We start from the raw sequence: 13,949 nt of genomic DNA, 5'->3' as shown, positions 1-13,949 counted from the left end.
TCAGCCTCCCAGTGTGAGTCTTCCGAACACAGCAGTCAGAACTCCTAATGGGCCCTCCGGCTCCATGCACCATCTGCCGGCTGTCAATAGTATGGCTGCGGCAAGGCATCCAGCAATGGTTCCTCCATATTCTTCCAACATCTCTTTCATATATACCTCCTATATCATTCCCTTTGTAATATTCATCAGGCCCACCAGAAGCAGCCCCATATCTGTCATCATTTTTATTGAGCCTGTAACCATAGGGATAAGTACCAGCATCCCCACTCCTGCCAGAGAGTCTTCATTGGAAAGCCGCTCCGCCTTATCCATCAGATGGTGATTTCTCTCTACCAAAACCGCTATCTGCTTTTCCATATCTTCCCGGTCTCCCGCTGCCCACATAGAGTAAATCAACCGCAAAGCGGACTGCACATCCGGCAAATCCAGCCATGGCATAAAGTCCAGGAAAGGTTCGATACTGTTTGGATTTTTTTCAATGGAGTCAAGCATCCTAGACAGCTCCTCTCTCAATACATAGGGAGCTTTAGCAAGGGATTTTTCCAGCGCATTATGAACATTTTCTGTCTGCATCAATAGCGAGAGATCCATCAGCCAGACCGGAAACGCCTTATCCACCTCTTTTATAATTCGTTTTTTTGCCAGCCGATACCTGATTCCCGGCCAACACCACAGCAGTATGGATACAGTTCCAAGCAGCAGCAGCGCAGTCCGTGATTTCATCCACACAGCGAAAGCTGCAGAGAGGCTCAAAAGCAGAAGTTTAGCGGGCACATGCTGTGCCGCCCCTTTTCTGCCACTGGTTTTGAGATACTCATACTCTCTGCGAATCTCCTCTTCCTGTGCTGCATCCTCTTTCAGCCAGGCTGCCTGAAGCTTTTTCTGCCCCCAGAACCATATAGTAATTCCTGATATCATGTAGGCTGCTGTCACAATCTGTGAAAGAGGGTGCTCCAATGCCATAAACTCTTTTGGGAGCATGATCATAGATATTTTGCAGATTCCGGCAGAAAGCAGGAGAGAGATGAAAATGTTCCGTCTTATATTTCTGCGCTGCTGCGCCAGTTCATATACACGCTCTACCCACAGCTGCCGATCCAGTAAAAGTATGCGGAGAGCATTGGAAAAATCCCCCCCGATTTCTTCTGCCTTCACGAGAAATTCATGAGTTTGTATCAGTCTCCTGCAGGAATATAAAGTCTCTATATCCTGAAAGGCTGCATGATAGAGATTTCCCTCTTCTGTTTCATTTTGTATCTTATGTACCGCAGACTGGATGGCTTTGTGCATCTTACCTTCCGGAAATACCAAGGCAGCATCTTCCAGCGAGGTCAGTATTTTAGGAATCCGTTTAAAGGAATACAGCATCTGTTCCAGATAATTTGCAGTATCCTCAAAGTCTTTCTCTTCACAGGCATTTTTACAGGAATTCATAATAATAAAGGGCGACAACAGCAAAGCGTAGAGGGACACGGCAGCAATATAACCTATCTTCAGTCCATACCAAACACCCAGCAGGACAATACCTGCGAAAGACAGCAAATACTTTTTCCAATTGCTTTGCAAGGAAAATGTATACCCATATCTGGAGACCTCGGCCGCCAGATGGTTTGGATTTAGATAATGCCAAAATCTTAGATTCTTTTTATTTATGTTTCATTCATCCTCTCTTTTGGAAGAAAAGGGTCCTCAATGCCCGCAAAGGAAAACTTCCTTTTGATATCCGGCGGGAGTGACCTGTTTATAATACTTCCCCCCTCTGCCATCATAACTATCTTATTTTTTCCATTCTCCCTGCTGTAAAAGCAAATCTGATCTATATATCTGCGGATTCCCTTTCTCAAGTCAGTTCCCTTTCTAATGAGAATCCCTGCATCTACAAAGGAAAAAACATCATTTTCAATCCGTTGGGGAGATACGGTATCCTTCATCATATTTTGAATCCGGTCCGGTACCTTATTTACATCATCTGTGTGCAGAGTTGTCAGGCAATGGGTGCCTGTGCTCATAGCCTCCAGCAGATATTTTACTTCTGTGCTTCTGGCTTCAGACAGCATAATCCACTTGGGATTCTGCCGCAGGCAGCTTTTGATGGCTTTCGTATAGTCAAAAAACTCTTCGTTTACTTTTAACTCCACACAGTCCTTCTGTGGATTAATGGAACGATAATGGATTTCCAGATTGTCTTCTATGGTAATGACTCTCTCATTCTCAGGAATATACTTTGTCAAAAACTTTAATAATTCCGTTTTCCCGGAACCAGGAAGTCCTGTCATGATTAGATTCATATGCGCCCGAATACAATTTTCCAGAAAAACAAGCATTTCCGGTACACAATAGCCATCCTTCAGCATGCTGTCTTCGGTCAGACGTCTGGCCGGAGATGTCTTTCGGATAGAGATAGATGTTCCTGTGCAGGCCACACTCTCATGGATAATACTAACACGCAGAGTTTCTGTCTCCGCCTCCAGCAAATTATTAAATTTGTTAAAGCTTTTGCTGACTACATTGCTGATTCTTGTGGCAAACTGACTGACAAAATCTTCGGAAAGTTTTATGTCTGCCCGGTATCTTCCTCTGTACAGATGATCGATCCAGACATCCCTCCCATTGAAATTGATGTCTGTCACCAGTTCATCTCTCACATAGGGCAAAAGTTCTCCGAAATTCTCCGGCTGAAACGTCCATACATTCAAGATCTCACCTCCGACCTTTTTTCTTTCATTTTAAAAAGGACTGGTCCAGGTAGGGGGATTGGTAATTCCGGACTTGTTAATAAAATCCGTAACAGTTCCGGCAATTGCTGTCCCGATATACTGTCCCAGAGGAGTGGCCAATACAACCATTAAAAGGGCGATTATTGCCACAATAATGATAATTCCATATTCCTCAAGAAACGCTTTCATAGCAATCTCTTCTCCTTTCTTCCGTATTTCGTCTCAGACGTAACATCACCTCCAAAAGCAGTTCTCTTTCACACAATCCGGTGCACGTCCCGTTATCCAAGGCCAGGGGGATTACCTGAATAAAAGCAGGACATTTCCCAATTCATGAACATACAGAAACTCTCTCTTCCACAAACAGCACGAATGGCAGGAACCATAAGTAGTCTTGATAAGAATTGCTGATGCTATTTTGTTCATTGGTAAATAGGGTTTTTAATGGAAAATAAATGATTTTAGAATTGTTTAAGAAATACTAAGTCTCAGATAGCATGTTGTGAAAGCAGTTTAAACTGCAATGCCATGAACACTTATATGAAACAAGAACCTTATATTTAGTCATTGACAAACCCTGGCAGGCGCCCTACTATTAGCTTACAGTGGGAAGCTTTAGAGGTTTGCCTCTGACTATGGGTTAATTATAATAGTCTGCAGACTATTTGTCAACAACTATTTTGCTACTTTATATGGATTATTAGAAAGGACGCTATTATGAACCTGTATGAGAGAGTGAAATCACTCTGTAAAGAATACCAAATTACAATCGCCGGGCTGGAGCGCATCTGCGGATTCGGAAATGGCACCATCAAAAAATGGGAGCACACGATCCCCTCCGGAGACAGACTTGCCAGAGTGGCCGATCACTTCCATGTGACTGTGGACTCCCTTCTTGGCAGAGAGCCTCTTCTGTCCGGAGAAAAAGATTCTGAACTTCTGGAGATGGCCAGGGAGCTAAAAGAAAATCCGGATATGAAGCAGCTTCTTGAACTGGCACGCCATTCCTCGCCCGCTCATCTGAAAGCCTACGTATCCTTTTTAAAAGAACTTCAGAAAAAAGAATAATTTCCCCTTCCCATTATTGACATATGTCGATAATAGTTTTATAATAAATGACATAAGTCAGAAACAAAGGAGATGAACTTTATGCCTCGCCCGCCCAAATGCAGACGTATCTGCGGTCTGCCCGGAATCAAGAGCTTTGGTCCGTGGGAATCAGACCTTCCTCTTCCCGTCACCGGGAAGATAGAGATGACACTGGATGAGTATGAAAGCATCCGTCTGATCGATTTGCTGGGCTACACCCAGGAGGATTGTTCCCGCCAGATGAATGTAGCCAGGACAACTGTCCAGGCAATCTATAACAGCGCCAGAGAAAAACTGGCAGATGCCCTCATAAATGGAAAGCAGCTGCTGATTCAGGGCGGCTCATATGCCCTGTGTTCCCTCTCCAGAGAATGCTGCGGAAAGGCGAAAGGCACCTGCTGCTGCCATCAAAGTTCATGTGCCAAAAAAACAAAAACAGGAGGAAATTAAGATGAAACTTGCAGTAACTTACGATAACGGAGAGGTATTCCAGCATTTTGGACATACCGAGTATTTTAAAATTTATACCTTAGAAGACGGAAGTATCACTTCTGAAGAAGTCCTATCCACGGACGGGCAGGGACATGGTGCATTGGCCGGATTTTTACAGGAGCATGAGGTAAACGCCCTCATTTGCGGAGGAATCGGCGGCGGTGCAAGGACTGCCCTTGCTGCTGCCGGCATTGAATTGTATCCAGGTGTCTCAGGCAATGCTGACGCTCAGGTAACAGCCTTTCTGTCAGGGCAGCTTCAGTACAACCCTGATACCCAATGTGCAGATCACGAACATCACCACCACGGAGGAGACTGTCACGGTGACTGCAGCGGTCACTGCTAAGGGCTGCATTTAAAAAGACAAAAATAAAAAGGAGGGGCATCCTCCTTTTTATTTGTCTTCTCCTGTCAGATTCAAAATATCCCGTATCTCCTCCTCTGTCATTTCAAGGTAAAATGACAATTCCTCAATGCTGAATTTTGTATCCTCATCCTCTGTCAGCTCTTTTATCGCAGCTTCCAGACGCTCGACCTTGTTTACCATCATCTCATCTCTTCTTTTCTGCTCAGATAGTTCTTCGTTCAATTCCAGAATTCCTCTGCGGATTTCTTCTTTGATAAACGTATCTGCGTCCGCCTCTGTATCCAGTCGTTCCACAGCCAGCAAGAGATTTACATTGCCCTCAGCCACAGCATCCCCAAGAAAAATATCCGGTCCTGCTATTTTTTCAGCCAGCTCTGCCACCGTTTCAAGATAGAGCTCTGCAAGTCTGCCTTTCGCCAATGCATCCCCTTGTATTACTTCCCGGATGAGACAGGCTCTCTCCCCTTCTTCTTCCTTTCGGATCAGAGATAACTCCTCTCTGTATTTTTTTAAGTATGCCTCCTCATCCGGAGACAGCTTTTTCTTCTTTTCTTCTGCTAAGACTTCGTCTCCCCTGTATCCGGAAACTGTGATGCCCCGGGCAAGCAGATATTCCTTTATCATCGCAAGCTGTTCCTCTGACAGACTATCCTCCCGGAAAAAGTCCTCTATTCTTTCCTGAGACATACAGTCCCCTGCATCCTTTGCCTCTTCCATCAGTTTCTTCAGCTTTTTTTGAAATTGCAGCTTATCTTCCATAATAACCTCCAAACTTTGATCTCCCGGCGTATACCGTTCCCTATACCATACCATAAAGGCAGATTCTCCACAAGCTGTGACTCCCTAAATGTTTCATTGCCAACTATTGACTTTTTTACAATCAGATTATAATATAGTCTCATAACTATTATGAAATTGAGGTGTACTCTTATGCCGGACATATCCCCGGACGATATCCTGAAAATGACATCTGTCATACATAGAAAAACCCAGATGTACCTGAACGAGGAGACTAAGACTCTGGGAGTAACCAGCGGTCAGACTCCCTTTATCATGATTATCTGTGAAAACGGGAAAATGGTTCAGAATCAGTTCTGCGAGATTCTCGACATGGATAAAAGCACGGTAGCCAAAATGATGGCCAAGCTGGAAGCCAACGGTTATATTACCCGTTCTCCCAATCCAAAAGACAATCGTTCCATTGACGTTTCACCCACATCCAAATCCCAGGTACTCTACCCTCTGCTGAAGAAAATCGGAGAAGAATGGTCCCTGAAATTAACAAAAAACCTAACCGTTTCAGAGAAAACTGTTTTCGTAGAAATGCTGAAAAAAGTCACAGAAAACGCAGTTACTATGTAAGAGCAGAATACTAAATCCAGGGAAAACTCCCTGGATTATTACTATCTTCTGGCCAGTTCTCTGGTAATTTCCTCCCAGGTTACTTCCTTTTCCGCCATAAGGACCATAACATGATAGAGGAAATCTGAGATTTCATACTTGATCTCTTCTTTATCCGGATTTTTGGCGGCAATCACAATCTCCGTGCATTCCTCCCCTACCTTTTTGAGAATTTTGTCGATTCCCTTATCAAAAAGATAATTGGTATAGGATCCTTCCTTCGGATGTACTTTTCTGTCCAGTATCACATCATAGACATCCTGAAAAACCTTCAGAGGATTGGTATCCTCATACTCTTTTTTCACCAGTTCCTGGAAAAAGCAGGTTCTGTTTCCCGTATGACAGGCCGCCCCTACCTGGGAAACTTTTGCAAGAATGGTATCATTGTCGCAGTCCAGCGTCAATGATTTTACATACTGGAAATGTCCGGAGGTCAGTCCTTTCATCCACAGTTCATTCCTGCTTCTGCTCCAATAGGTCATTCTTCCGGTTTCCAAGGTTGTCTCAAAAGCCTCCTGATTCATATAGGCCAGCATCAGAACCTCACTGGTTTTGTAGTCCTGGACAATTACCGGCACCATCCCGTCACTGTTCTTCTTAAAATCTTTCCATGCTATCCGGCTCTCCCATGTATTTACCGGAATACCGGCCTTGCGGCAGGACTTTTTCAGCTTCATCCGATCCGCCTTGGGATCACTGACATAGGCTCCCGTGACAGCTGTAACACCCGGCTGCTTCAAAACCTCGAAAACCGCATCCCTTTCTTTGGGAAGCACTGTCACTAGAAGCTCTCCCTCCCAGTCTTCCCTGAAAGGCTGCCAGTCGTTGGTAAGAGACAGAATCATGTCCGCATAAGTCTTCAGCAGCTCCAGATTCTTTTTTACCTGCTCCGGCTCAGACACTGCTGCCCCTATCTTATCTTTCCCGAACCGCTTTGACACCTCTTCCAGCAATTCTATATTTCCCGGTTTTGAAAAATTAAGTACAACTCTTTTGCATCCTGCATAGAGAAGTTTTTTCACATCCTCCATACGTCTGATATGGCCGGCACCAATGACAGGCACCTCTGCCTTCTCTGCAATCTCCCGAATAGTTCCAATGGCAGCGTCATGTTCTTCATCTGTCTCCGATAAATCAAAAATTAAAACTTCATCCGCTCCCTGATTCCCGTATAATCTCCCCAGCTCCACAGGCTCCGGCATATCAAAGGCTTTTGTGGCTTCTTCGCCCAGACCGCATACGGCCTTTCCATATTTCAAGTAAATGCAGGGTATTAATAATTTATCTCTCATACTAATCTTATCTCCCATATCTGTACTTTAACGTACGGGCACACCGTACGCGCATTCAAAGGATCTGGACGGCAGTCCTCACGAAAGAGTCCCCTTCGTTGACAGAACGTCTGTAATCCTCCCGTCAAAGGCTGCCGCAGCATCCAATGCCTTTGCGAATGCCTTAAAAAGGGCTTCTGCCATATGATGGTTATTCCCGCCAGTAAGAATCTTCATATGAAGATTCATTCCCGCACTGTAAGAGACGGCATAGAAGAATTCACGAATCATCTCCGTCTCCATATCTCCCACCTTATCCCTTGTAAATTCCCCGTCAAAGGAGAAATAGGGACGTCCGCATAAATCAATGGCGCACAGAACCAGGGTTTCATCCATAGGAAGTATCATGCTTCCGTATCTGCGGATTCCTTTTTTATCCCCCACAGCCTGGGCAATAGCAGTCCCCAGCACGATTCCCGTGTCTTCTATCGTATGGTGGTCATCCACCTCCAGATCCCCGTTTACCTTTAACGTAAGATTGAATAGCCCATGACGGGTAAACCCTTCCATCATATGATTAAAAAATCCCACTCCGGTATCGATAGAACTGCTTCCGCTGCCGTCCAGCTCCAGAGTCAGCTGAATCTGTGTTTCCTTTGTATCTCTGGTCACAGTTGCCTTTCTGCTCATAGCTTTCTCCTTTCCCTGCTAACTCTCCTCGTCAAAACGCACCCGGATAGAATTGGCATGAGCCGTGAGCTGTTCTGACTCGGCAAACTGTATAATATCTTTATGAATAGGTGCAAGAGCCTCCCTGGAATAATAAATCACACTGGATTTTTTAACAAAATCATCCACCCCCAAAGGAGAGAAAAATTTTGCAGTACCATTGGTGGGAAGGATGTGATTGGGACCCGCAAAATAGTCACCCAGAGGTTCACTGCTGTATTCGCCCAGGAAAATTGCCCCTGCATTTTTTATTTTGGTCATCACATAGAAGGGATCCCTGGTAACAATCTCCAGATGCTCGGAGGCAATGGCGTTGGCAGTCTCAATCGCCTCCTCCATGTCTTTTGCAAGGAGAATATATCCAAAATTATCCAGAGATTTTTCTATGATTTCTCTTCTGGAAAGTGTCTGCAGGAAATTATGGATCTCATGGTTTACTCTTTCTGCCAAAGCTTCACTGGTGGTAATCAAAATAGCGGAGGCCAATTCATCGTGTTCTGCCTGTGATAAGAGATCCGCCGCCACATATCTGGGATTGGCAGTTTCGTCAGCCAGTACCAGAATCTCACTTGGGCCTGCAATTGAGTCAATGCTCACATGTCCGTACACTGCCCTTTTTGCCAGTGCAACATAAATATTGCCGGGGCCTACAATCTTATCCACCTTGGGAATGCTGGCCGTTCCGTAAGCCATCGCCCCGATGGCCTGGGCACCTCCGGCCTTATATACCTCATCTGCGCCCGCCTCTTTTGCTGCCACCAGCACTGCCGGATTAACCTTTCCTTCGCTGTTGGCCGGTGTGGTCATAATAATTCTCTCAACCCCGGCGGCTTTGGCCGGCACTATATTCATCAGCACAGAAGAGGGATATACTGCTTTGCCGCCAGGCACATATACACCGACCTTCTCCATGGGAGTGACCTTTTGCCCCAGCATGGTCCCGTCCCCGCTGGTGTCAAACCAGCTGTTTCGCTTTTGCTTCTCGTGATACTTCTGAATATTGACCAGGGCCTTGCGAATCACCTCTGTAAGAGCAGGCTCTGTCTCTTCATATGCCCGTAAAATTTCTTCCTCAGTCACCCGAATGTTAGATGCGTCTGCCGGAAACTTGTCAAACTGCCGGGTATATTCAAAAACCGCCTCATCTCCTCTTTCCCTCACCTGACGGAGGATCTCTGTCACCCGCGCCTCGTAAGCACCGTAGTTGCCCGGGCTTCTTTGGAGCATCGTTTCCAGTATATCAGAAATAGCCTCTTTCGTTAATTTTACTGTCCTCATGTTATCTCCTCGCTACAGCACAGACTTTAGATCTGTAATTATTTTACTGATTCTGTCATTTTCCATCTTCATACTGACCTGGTTTACTACCATTCGCGCAGAGAGTGGGCATACCTCTTCCAAAACCTCCAGCCCGTTCTCTCTCAGGGTAGAACCGGTCTCAACAATATCCACAATCACCTCTGACAATCCTACAATAGGAGCCAGCTCAATGGAGCCGTTCAGTTTGATAATTTCTACTGTCTGATGCTTTTTGTTATAAAAATAATCTTTGGCGATGTTGGGATATTTTGTAGCTACCCGGATCAGCTGGCTGTGATTCAAAAGCTCTCTGGCTGACTGGGGCCCGCATACACACATCCGGCATTTGCCGAATCCGAGATCCAGAACTTCATAGAGCTTTCTTCCCTCTTCCAATATGGTATCTTTGCCCACAATGCCGATATCTGCTGCTCCGTATTCTACATAGGTAGGTACATCCGGACCTTTGGACAGAAAAAACTTTAATTTTAATTCTTCATTTACAAAAATAAGCTTTCTGGAGTCTTTGTCTTTCATCTCCTCACAGGTGATTCCTATTTTTTCAAACAACTCCAGGGTTGTCCTGGCAAGACGCCCCTTACCTAGGGCAAAGGTCAAATATCTCATTATACTTTCCTCTCTTCTCATAATCCTCTTTGGTTCGAACCGGATCTTTTAACAGAAGCTCTGCCTCTCCCCCCTTTTTTCTCCAGGAGGCTGCCATGGCAATTGCTTCTTTCTGCTGCTCTTTGGTATATAAAATCAGGATCCTTTTGGTCTCCACAGGTATCTGTATTCCCTGGCGGGAAAGTGCATTCATAAGATTCTCCATGACAATGGTGAATCCAATGGCAGCCGCAGGCTTTCCGAAGTGCCCCAGCAGATGATTGTACCGTCCCCCCTTGATTATGGCATCCCCGGTCCCATATGTATATGCCTGAAAGATAATCCCTGTGTAATACTGATATTTGCTCAGCATGGATAAGTCAAAGGCAATATACTTCTCACATCCGTAGCAGGCAAGTACCTCATAAATTTCTTCCAGCCGTTCCAGCGCTTTGACTGCCTGTGTGTTCTTTGTGAGCGTCTTAGCTTCTGTCAGCATTTCCACTCCCCCGTAAAGCTTGGGAAGCATAAGAAATGCTTTTTCAAGCTCAGAATCCAGATTCAGATTAGAGATCAGTTCCTCTACCCCAAAATAATTCTTATTGGAAATCTGCTGGCGCAGCTGTTCCTCCATCTCCCCATCCATACCTGCATCTTCTAACAGAGATTTAAAAAAGTCCACCTGACCGATGCTGATCTGAAATTCCTTCAGTCCTGCCGTTGAGAGCAGCTCAACCATAAGCGCCAGAATCTCCCCGTCACTCTGTGCAGAGCCATCCCCCACAAACTCCACCCCCATTTGGGTAGACTCTTTTAACCGGCCCTGATAACTGGAATTATTGATAAAGGTATTCCCCTTATAGCAGAGACGGAGGGGAAATTCTTCCGGTGTAAAGTACATAGATACCGCCCGGGCAATAGACGGCGTAAAGTCGGGGCGCAGCACCAGGGTATTTCCCTCACGGTCAAAAAACTTATACAAGTCTTTGGAGGGTATAGTTCCCACCTCACGGCTGAAAACATCAAAGTATTCAAAGGTCGGTGTTTCTATGTCCTGATACCCATAGCTTCTGAGCACTGTATGTAAACGTTCTTCAAGAACCAGCTTTTGTTCGCATTCCCCATTATATACATCTCTTACCCCTTCCGGCGTATGAAACATTCTCTCCATATTATTCTCCTTTGCTTTATTGCATTAAACTGCTAATTCGATACCATATTAGCAAATAAAATTATAAAGAAACTTTATCCGTTTGTCAATCCTGTATTTTAACCGTCCTGCTTTACTATCTGGACAGAAGATCCTTTTGCAGACCCTCCAGAAACGGCACCAAAAAGCCGTGTCCGCTGGTAAAAAAATATTCCGGGTTTAGCTCTTCCAGGGTAAAGTGCTTACGCCCCCCGCTTTGTCCCCGCTCCCAGAATCTCAGCATGTCTTCATAGCGCAAATAGTAAAATTCATTTCTCCTGGTAAAAAAAAGAATAAGGAAGGCAATGCCTCCCTGTCCCTCAAACTCTCCCATAAAATCCACCTGATGCTGATGGATATTCTGCAGAGGAAATTGATTGGAATGGCATTCCTTTGCATCAAAACATACCGGAATGCCCTGCACAGCACCAATATAATCCACTGTACTTTTCTTTTCAAAGTAGGCCAGCGTAATATGTCGGCTTTCCTTATCAATTCTCACAGGAGTAATGGGCGTAGGGATCTTCTGGATTACTGCCAGCTTCTTTTCCCGGTACTGTTCACAAGTCCGGTTAATAAACTCTTCCAGGGTGGAACCCCGAAGCCCTCTGGAATTCCAAGTACTCATAGCAATCTGCTCCTGTATCTATTTAATCCGTTTAATCGAAGGGAAGTAGCGGATCACCGCTTTCCCAAGTATCTTATCTTTCTTTACATAGGTATTTGCCCAGAATCTGGAGTCCTTGGAATAATTCCTGTTATCCCCCAGCATAAAATAGCATCCTTCCGGAACCTCATAAGGTCCGTAGCTTCCGGCCGGAGTCTCCGGCGTAAAGCTGTCGTCCAGCGGGGTGTCTGAGTCATTGATATACACCTTTCCGTCTATAATCGTAACTGTTTCCCCCGGAAGTCCGATAATTCTCTTAATAAAAAGCTGGCTTTCGTTGTCCGGATACTTAAAAATCACTACATCATAGCGCTCCGGCTCCTCAAAAAGATATGCCAGACGGTTGCCAAAAATCCTGTCCCCTGTCATGATTGTCTTTTCCATGGATTCTGAGGGTATCTTTGCATTAATCAGCAAAAAATTATTGATAACAAAGACAACCGCTACCACGAAGATAATCATTTTAATATATTCCCATAATTCCCTGCCGATGGATGGCCCCGTATTTTTTTTACTCATTCATGTATACTCTCCTCTATGTGTTCTCCCTCCAGAACTCTTTTCATGTCTGAAGGTATTGGCGCCGTCAGCACCTTGTGGGATAGATAGTTCAGTTCTCCCTTCAACTCAGGCATTGTAAGCCGATATGCGTGAAGCAGCTGGGACTTCACTCCGTAGCTGTCACAAAACAGCTGGTTGCTCTTTTTGCTGCCGTACTTTCCATCACCAATGACTGGATGTCCGATACTGGCTAGATGGCTTCGTATCTGATGGGAACGGCCCGTGACCAAATGAATATTCAAAAGAGTTACCCTCTGATTGCCGGCTAAGGGACGGTACTCGGTTTCTATAGGAACACTTCCCTCAAACGGCTCTTTTTCTACCACTACTTTATTACATTTTTCATCTTTATGCAAATATCCTTTCAGATATGCCCCGGAGGAAACCACACCCTCCACCAAAGCCAGATATTCTTTTTTGAGGGAACGCAGCTTAAAGGCCTCGTTCATCTCCTGAAGGCCGGCCAGGGTTTTTCCTGCGATTACAATACCGCTGGTATTACGGTCAAGACGATTGCATATCCCGGGATGAAAACATCTGAAATCCTCCTCTTTCATCTGTCCGCTCTCCAGCAGATAACCGGTCAGGTACTCCACCAGGGAGACATCACTGCCCGATGCTTTCTGGGACAACATTCCTGAGGGCTTATTGACTGCCGCTATATGCTTATCCTCATACAGGATGGACAATTTCCCATGGCTTCTTTCCACTTTCACCCGTGAAAACTTGTCTATGGTCTCCTCTGAGAGAAAGAGGCGTACAATATCCTGCTCCTTCAGCTTTTCGCTTCCGGTAGCCTTCTTTCCATTCAGTGTTATATTCTTTTTTCTTAGCATTTTGTAGAGAAAACTTTTAGGCGCCTCGTTAAGGTATTTGGACAAATATTTATCAAATCGCTGTCCGGCCTGGTTTTCCCCTATCACAATCTCTTTCATGGGTACACCTACAGGGAAATTGCATAGATCGTATGCAGAATCAGTTCGTTTCTGGTGAGCTCAGGATAATTTTCATCAGGAGTAAACCGGATGTCCTTCTCAATACTCTCTCTGTGCTCGTTGAGACTGTCCAACCGTTCCAGATAGCTTTTTAGTTCCCGGAACACTTTCACGGATACGGAAAAGCCGTTTTGTTTCAGGATTTTCTGTATATGCTTTTCCACAAAAGGGCCGTCTGTCTTCTCCCTGCTGCTGTAAGCCGCCACCGTATTCCCGCAGACCACGACGGAATCCAGAAAGCTCTGTTTCTCATAGGCAGTCACCACAAGCTCATACCCGCATGTAAGCTCTCCTTTATGTGCCTCAATGGCCTCATAATCTTCTTTTTTCATAGGTTTCTGCATGTACATCATAATACTGCTCACCGCCATTTTGCAGGCAGGCAGGCATCCCAGGATCGCAATAACTGTAAATATCGTATTTCTGTTGCCTTTGAGAACCAGCCCTGTAAAAAAGACCAATAAAGGGGCGGCAAATAATGCCAGGGTAATCCAGGTTCTTTTTATTTTCTGGGCACGGATATAGCCGTAGCTGCCTTTGGTTGCTTTCATGTAAATATTGTCCTT

General features: G+C 45.1%; 18 protein-coding genes. 4 read left to right on the top strand and 14 right to left on the bottom strand.

Features of this window, described 5'->3' with window-relative positions:
- The 4 genes from ACGHCT_RS12455 to ACGHCT_RS12440 all read right to left on the bottom strand — a co-directional run bounded on the left by ACGHCT_RS12455 (position 1) and on the right by ACGHCT_RS12440 (position 2,906).
- Positions 1 to 150, bottom strand: coding sequence for a hypothetical protein (locus ACGHCT_RS12455; RefSeq protein WP_158640994.1), 150 nt, complete (start codon positions 148 to 150; stop codon positions 1 to 3).
- Between the two features lie 9 nt (positions 151 to 159).
- On the bottom strand, positions 160 to 1,542 hold the full coding sequence (locus tag ACGHCT_RS12450; protein WP_390436140.1) for a hypothetical protein: 1,383 nt from the start codon (positions 1,540 to 1,542) through the stop codon (positions 160 to 162).
- 107 nt (positions 1,543 to 1,649) lie between these two features.
- Positions 1,650 to 2,696 (bottom strand): ATPase, T2SS/T4P/T4SS family, encoded by a 1,047-nt coding sequence (locus ACGHCT_RS12445; RefSeq protein ID WP_072850987.1) that lies wholly within the window; start codon positions 2,694 to 2,696, stop codon positions 1,650 to 1,652.
- 30 nt (positions 2,697 to 2,726) lie between these two features.
- Positions 2,727 to 2,906 (bottom strand): hypothetical protein, encoded by a 180-nt coding sequence (locus ACGHCT_RS12440; RefSeq protein WP_072850985.1) that lies wholly within the window; start codon positions 2,904 to 2,906, stop codon positions 2,727 to 2,729.
- A gap of 528 nt (positions 2,907 to 3,434) precedes the next feature.
- On the opposite strand from ACGHCT_RS12440, the gene ACGHCT_RS12435 reads away from it, so the two are divergent.
- The 3 genes from ACGHCT_RS12435 to ACGHCT_RS12425 all read left to right on the top strand — a co-directional run bounded on the left by ACGHCT_RS12435 (position 3,435) and on the right by ACGHCT_RS12425 (position 4,644).
- Positions 3,435 to 3,785 carry a helix-turn-helix domain-containing protein gene (locus ACGHCT_RS12435; protein WP_072850983.1) on the top strand — a complete coding sequence of 117 codons (351 nt, stop codon included), beginning with the start codon at positions 3,435 to 3,437 and terminating at the stop codon, positions 3,783 to 3,785.
- 81 nt (positions 3,786 to 3,866) lie between these two features.
- Positions 3,867 to 4,256: a DUF134 domain-containing protein gene (locus ACGHCT_RS12430; protein WP_072850981.1), complete on the top strand. Its 390-nt coding sequence runs from the start codon at positions 3,867 to 3,869 to the stop codon at positions 4,254 to 4,256.
- Between the two features lies 1 nt (position 4,257).
- Entirely contained in the window at positions 4,258 to 4,644 is a 387-nt protein-coding gene (locus ACGHCT_RS12425; RefSeq protein ID WP_072850979.1) for a NifB/NifX family molybdenum-iron cluster-binding protein, read from the top strand.
- 48 nt (positions 4,645 to 4,692) lie between these two features.
- Here the strand turns inward: ACGHCT_RS12425 and ACGHCT_RS12420 are convergent, their stop codons facing one another.
- On the bottom strand, positions 4,693 to 5,424 hold the full coding sequence (locus ACGHCT_RS12420; RefSeq protein ID WP_390436137.1) for an RNA polymerase sigma factor region1.1 domain-containing protein: 732 nt from the start codon (positions 5,422 to 5,424) through the stop codon (positions 4,693 to 4,695).
- 171 nt (positions 5,425 to 5,595) lie between these two features.
- On the opposite strand from ACGHCT_RS12420, the gene ACGHCT_RS12415 reads away from it, so the two are divergent.
- The gene (locus ACGHCT_RS12415; protein WP_390436135.1) at positions 5,596 to 6,027 is read left to right on the top strand and encodes a MarR family winged helix-turn-helix transcriptional regulator; all 432 of its coding nucleotides are present in this window, start codon (positions 5,596 to 5,598) and stop codon (positions 6,025 to 6,027) included.
- Positions 6,028 to 6,068: 41 nt separating this feature from the next.
- Here ACGHCT_RS12415 and hisIE read toward each other — a convergent pair whose 3' ends face one another.
- The 9 genes from hisIE to ACGHCT_RS12370 form a co-directional block, all read right to left on the bottom strand.
- Positions 6,069 to 7,358 (bottom strand): bifunctional phosphoribosyl-AMP cyclohydrolase/phosphoribosyl-ATP diphosphatase HisIE, encoded by a 1,290-nt coding sequence (hisIE, locus tag ACGHCT_RS12410; RefSeq protein WP_390436133.1) that lies wholly within the window; start codon positions 7,356 to 7,358, stop codon positions 6,069 to 6,071.
- Positions 7,359 to 7,436: 78 nt separating this feature from the next.
- Positions 7,437 to 8,027 (bottom strand): imidazoleglycerol-phosphate dehydratase HisB, encoded by a 591-nt coding sequence (gene hisB / locus ACGHCT_RS12405; protein ID WP_072850971.1) that lies wholly within the window; start codon positions 8,025 to 8,027, stop codon positions 7,437 to 7,439.
- 18 nt (positions 8,028 to 8,045) lie between these two features.
- Positions 8,046 to 9,344, bottom strand: a complete 1,299-nt coding sequence (gene hisD, locus ACGHCT_RS12400; protein ID WP_390436132.1) for a histidinol dehydrogenase — start codon at positions 9,342 to 9,344, stop codon at positions 8,046 to 8,048.
- Positions 9,345 to 9,356: 12 nt separating this feature from the next.
- On the bottom strand, positions 9,357 to 9,992 hold the full coding sequence (hisG, locus tag ACGHCT_RS12395; RefSeq protein ID WP_072850968.1) for an ATP phosphoribosyltransferase: 636 nt from the start codon (positions 9,990 to 9,992) through the stop codon (positions 9,357 to 9,359).
- On the bottom strand, positions 9,964 to 11,142 hold the full coding sequence (gene hisZ / locus ACGHCT_RS12390) for an ATP phosphoribosyltransferase regulatory subunit (protein ID WP_072850966.1): 1,179 nt from the start codon (positions 11,140 to 11,142) through the stop codon (positions 9,964 to 9,966). Before hisZ ends, hisG begins: the two co-directional genes overlap by 29 nt.
- A 115-nt stretch (positions 11,143 to 11,257) precedes the next feature.
- Positions 11,258 to 11,788: a Holliday junction resolvase RecU gene (locus tag ACGHCT_RS12385; RefSeq protein WP_072850964.1), complete on the bottom strand. Its 531-nt coding sequence runs from the start codon at positions 11,786 to 11,788 to the stop codon at positions 11,258 to 11,260.
- A gap of 18 nt (positions 11,789 to 11,806) precedes the next feature.
- The gene (gene lepB, locus ACGHCT_RS12380) at positions 11,807 to 12,346 is read right to left on the bottom strand and encodes a signal peptidase I (RefSeq protein ID WP_072850962.1); all 540 of its coding nucleotides are present in this window, start codon (positions 12,344 to 12,346) and stop codon (positions 11,807 to 11,809) included.
- Positions 12,343 to 13,323: an RluA family pseudouridine synthase gene (locus ACGHCT_RS12375; protein ID WP_390436129.1), complete on the bottom strand. Its 981-nt coding sequence runs from the start codon at positions 13,321 to 13,323 to the stop codon at positions 12,343 to 12,345. Before ACGHCT_RS12375 ends, lepB begins: the two co-directional genes overlap by 4 nt.
- A gap of 8 nt (positions 13,324 to 13,331) precedes the next feature.
- Positions 13,332 to 13,934, bottom strand: coding sequence for a hypothetical protein (locus tag ACGHCT_RS12370; RefSeq protein ID WP_072850958.1), 603 nt, complete (start codon positions 13,932 to 13,934; stop codon positions 13,332 to 13,334).
- Positions 13,935 to 13,949 lie beyond the last annotated feature (15 nt).

This window comes from Lactonifactor longoviformis, assembly GCF_042848515.1.
GTDB classification, from domain to species: domain Bacteria; phylum Bacillota; class Clostridia; order Lachnospirales; family Lachnospiraceae; genus Lactonifactor; species Lactonifactor longoviformis.
The sequence above is the reverse complement of the archived record's forward strand: the minus strand, read 5'-3'. Positions and strand labels throughout refer to the sequence as shown.

Excerpts from the sequence above, each read along its gene's own strand:
- ACGHCT_RS12455 (WP_158640994.1), bottom strand. The coding sequence starts at position 150 with ATGAAAGAGATGTTGGAAGAATATGGAGGAACCATTGCTGGATGCCTT.
- ACGHCT_RS12440 (WP_072850985.1), bottom strand. The coding sequence starts at position 2,906 with ATGAAAGCGTTTCTTGAGGAATATGGAATTATCATTATTGTGGCAATA.
- ACGHCT_RS12435 (WP_072850983.1), top strand. The coding sequence starts at position 3,435 with ATGAACCTGTATGAGAGAGTGAAATCACTCTGTAAAGAATACCAAATT.
- ACGHCT_RS12430 (WP_072850981.1), top strand. The coding sequence starts at position 3,867 with ATGCCTCGCCCGCCCAAATGCAGACGTATCTGCGGTCTGCCCGGAATC.
- ACGHCT_RS12425 (WP_072850979.1), top strand. The coding sequence starts at position 4,258 with ATGAAACTTGCAGTAACTTACGATAACGGAGAGGTATTCCAGCATTTT.
- ACGHCT_RS12420 (WP_390436137.1), bottom strand. The coding sequence starts at position 5,424 with ATGGAAGATAAGCTGCAATTTCAAAAAAAGCTGAAGAAACTGATGGAA.
- ACGHCT_RS12415 (WP_390436135.1), top strand. The coding sequence starts at position 5,596 with ATGCCGGACATATCCCCGGACGATATCCTGAAAATGACATCTGTCATA.
- hisIE (WP_390436133.1), bottom strand. The coding sequence starts at position 7,358 with ATGAGAGATAAATTATTAATACCCTGCATTTACTTGAAATATGGAAAG.
- hisB (WP_072850971.1), bottom strand. The coding sequence starts at position 8,027 with ATGAGCAGAAAGGCAACTGTGACCAGAGATACAAAGGAAACACAGATT.
- hisD (WP_390436132.1), bottom strand. The coding sequence starts at position 9,344 with ATGAGGACAGTAAAATTAACGAAAGAGGCTATTTCTGATATACTGGAA.
- hisG (WP_072850968.1), bottom strand. The coding sequence starts at position 9,992 with ATGAGATATTTGACCTTTGCCCTAGGTAAGGGGCGTCTTGCCAGGACA.
- hisZ (WP_072850966.1), bottom strand. The coding sequence starts at position 11,142 with ATGGAGAGAATGTTTCATACGCCGGAAGGGGTAAGAGATGTATATAAT.
- ACGHCT_RS12385 (WP_072850964.1), bottom strand. The coding sequence starts at position 11,788 with ATGAGTACTTGGAATTCCAGAGGGCTTCGGGGTTCCACCCTGGAAGAG.
- lepB (WP_072850962.1), bottom strand. The coding sequence starts at position 12,346 with ATGAGTAAAAAAAATACGGGGCCATCCATCGGCAGGGAATTATGGGAA.
- ACGHCT_RS12375 (WP_390436129.1), bottom strand. The coding sequence starts at position 13,323 with ATGAAAGAGATTGTGATAGGGGAAAACCAGGCCGGACAGCGATTTGAT.
- ACGHCT_RS12370 (WP_072850958.1), bottom strand. The coding sequence starts at position 13,934 with ATGAAAGCAACCAAAGGCAGCTACGGCTATATCCGTGCCCAGAAAATA.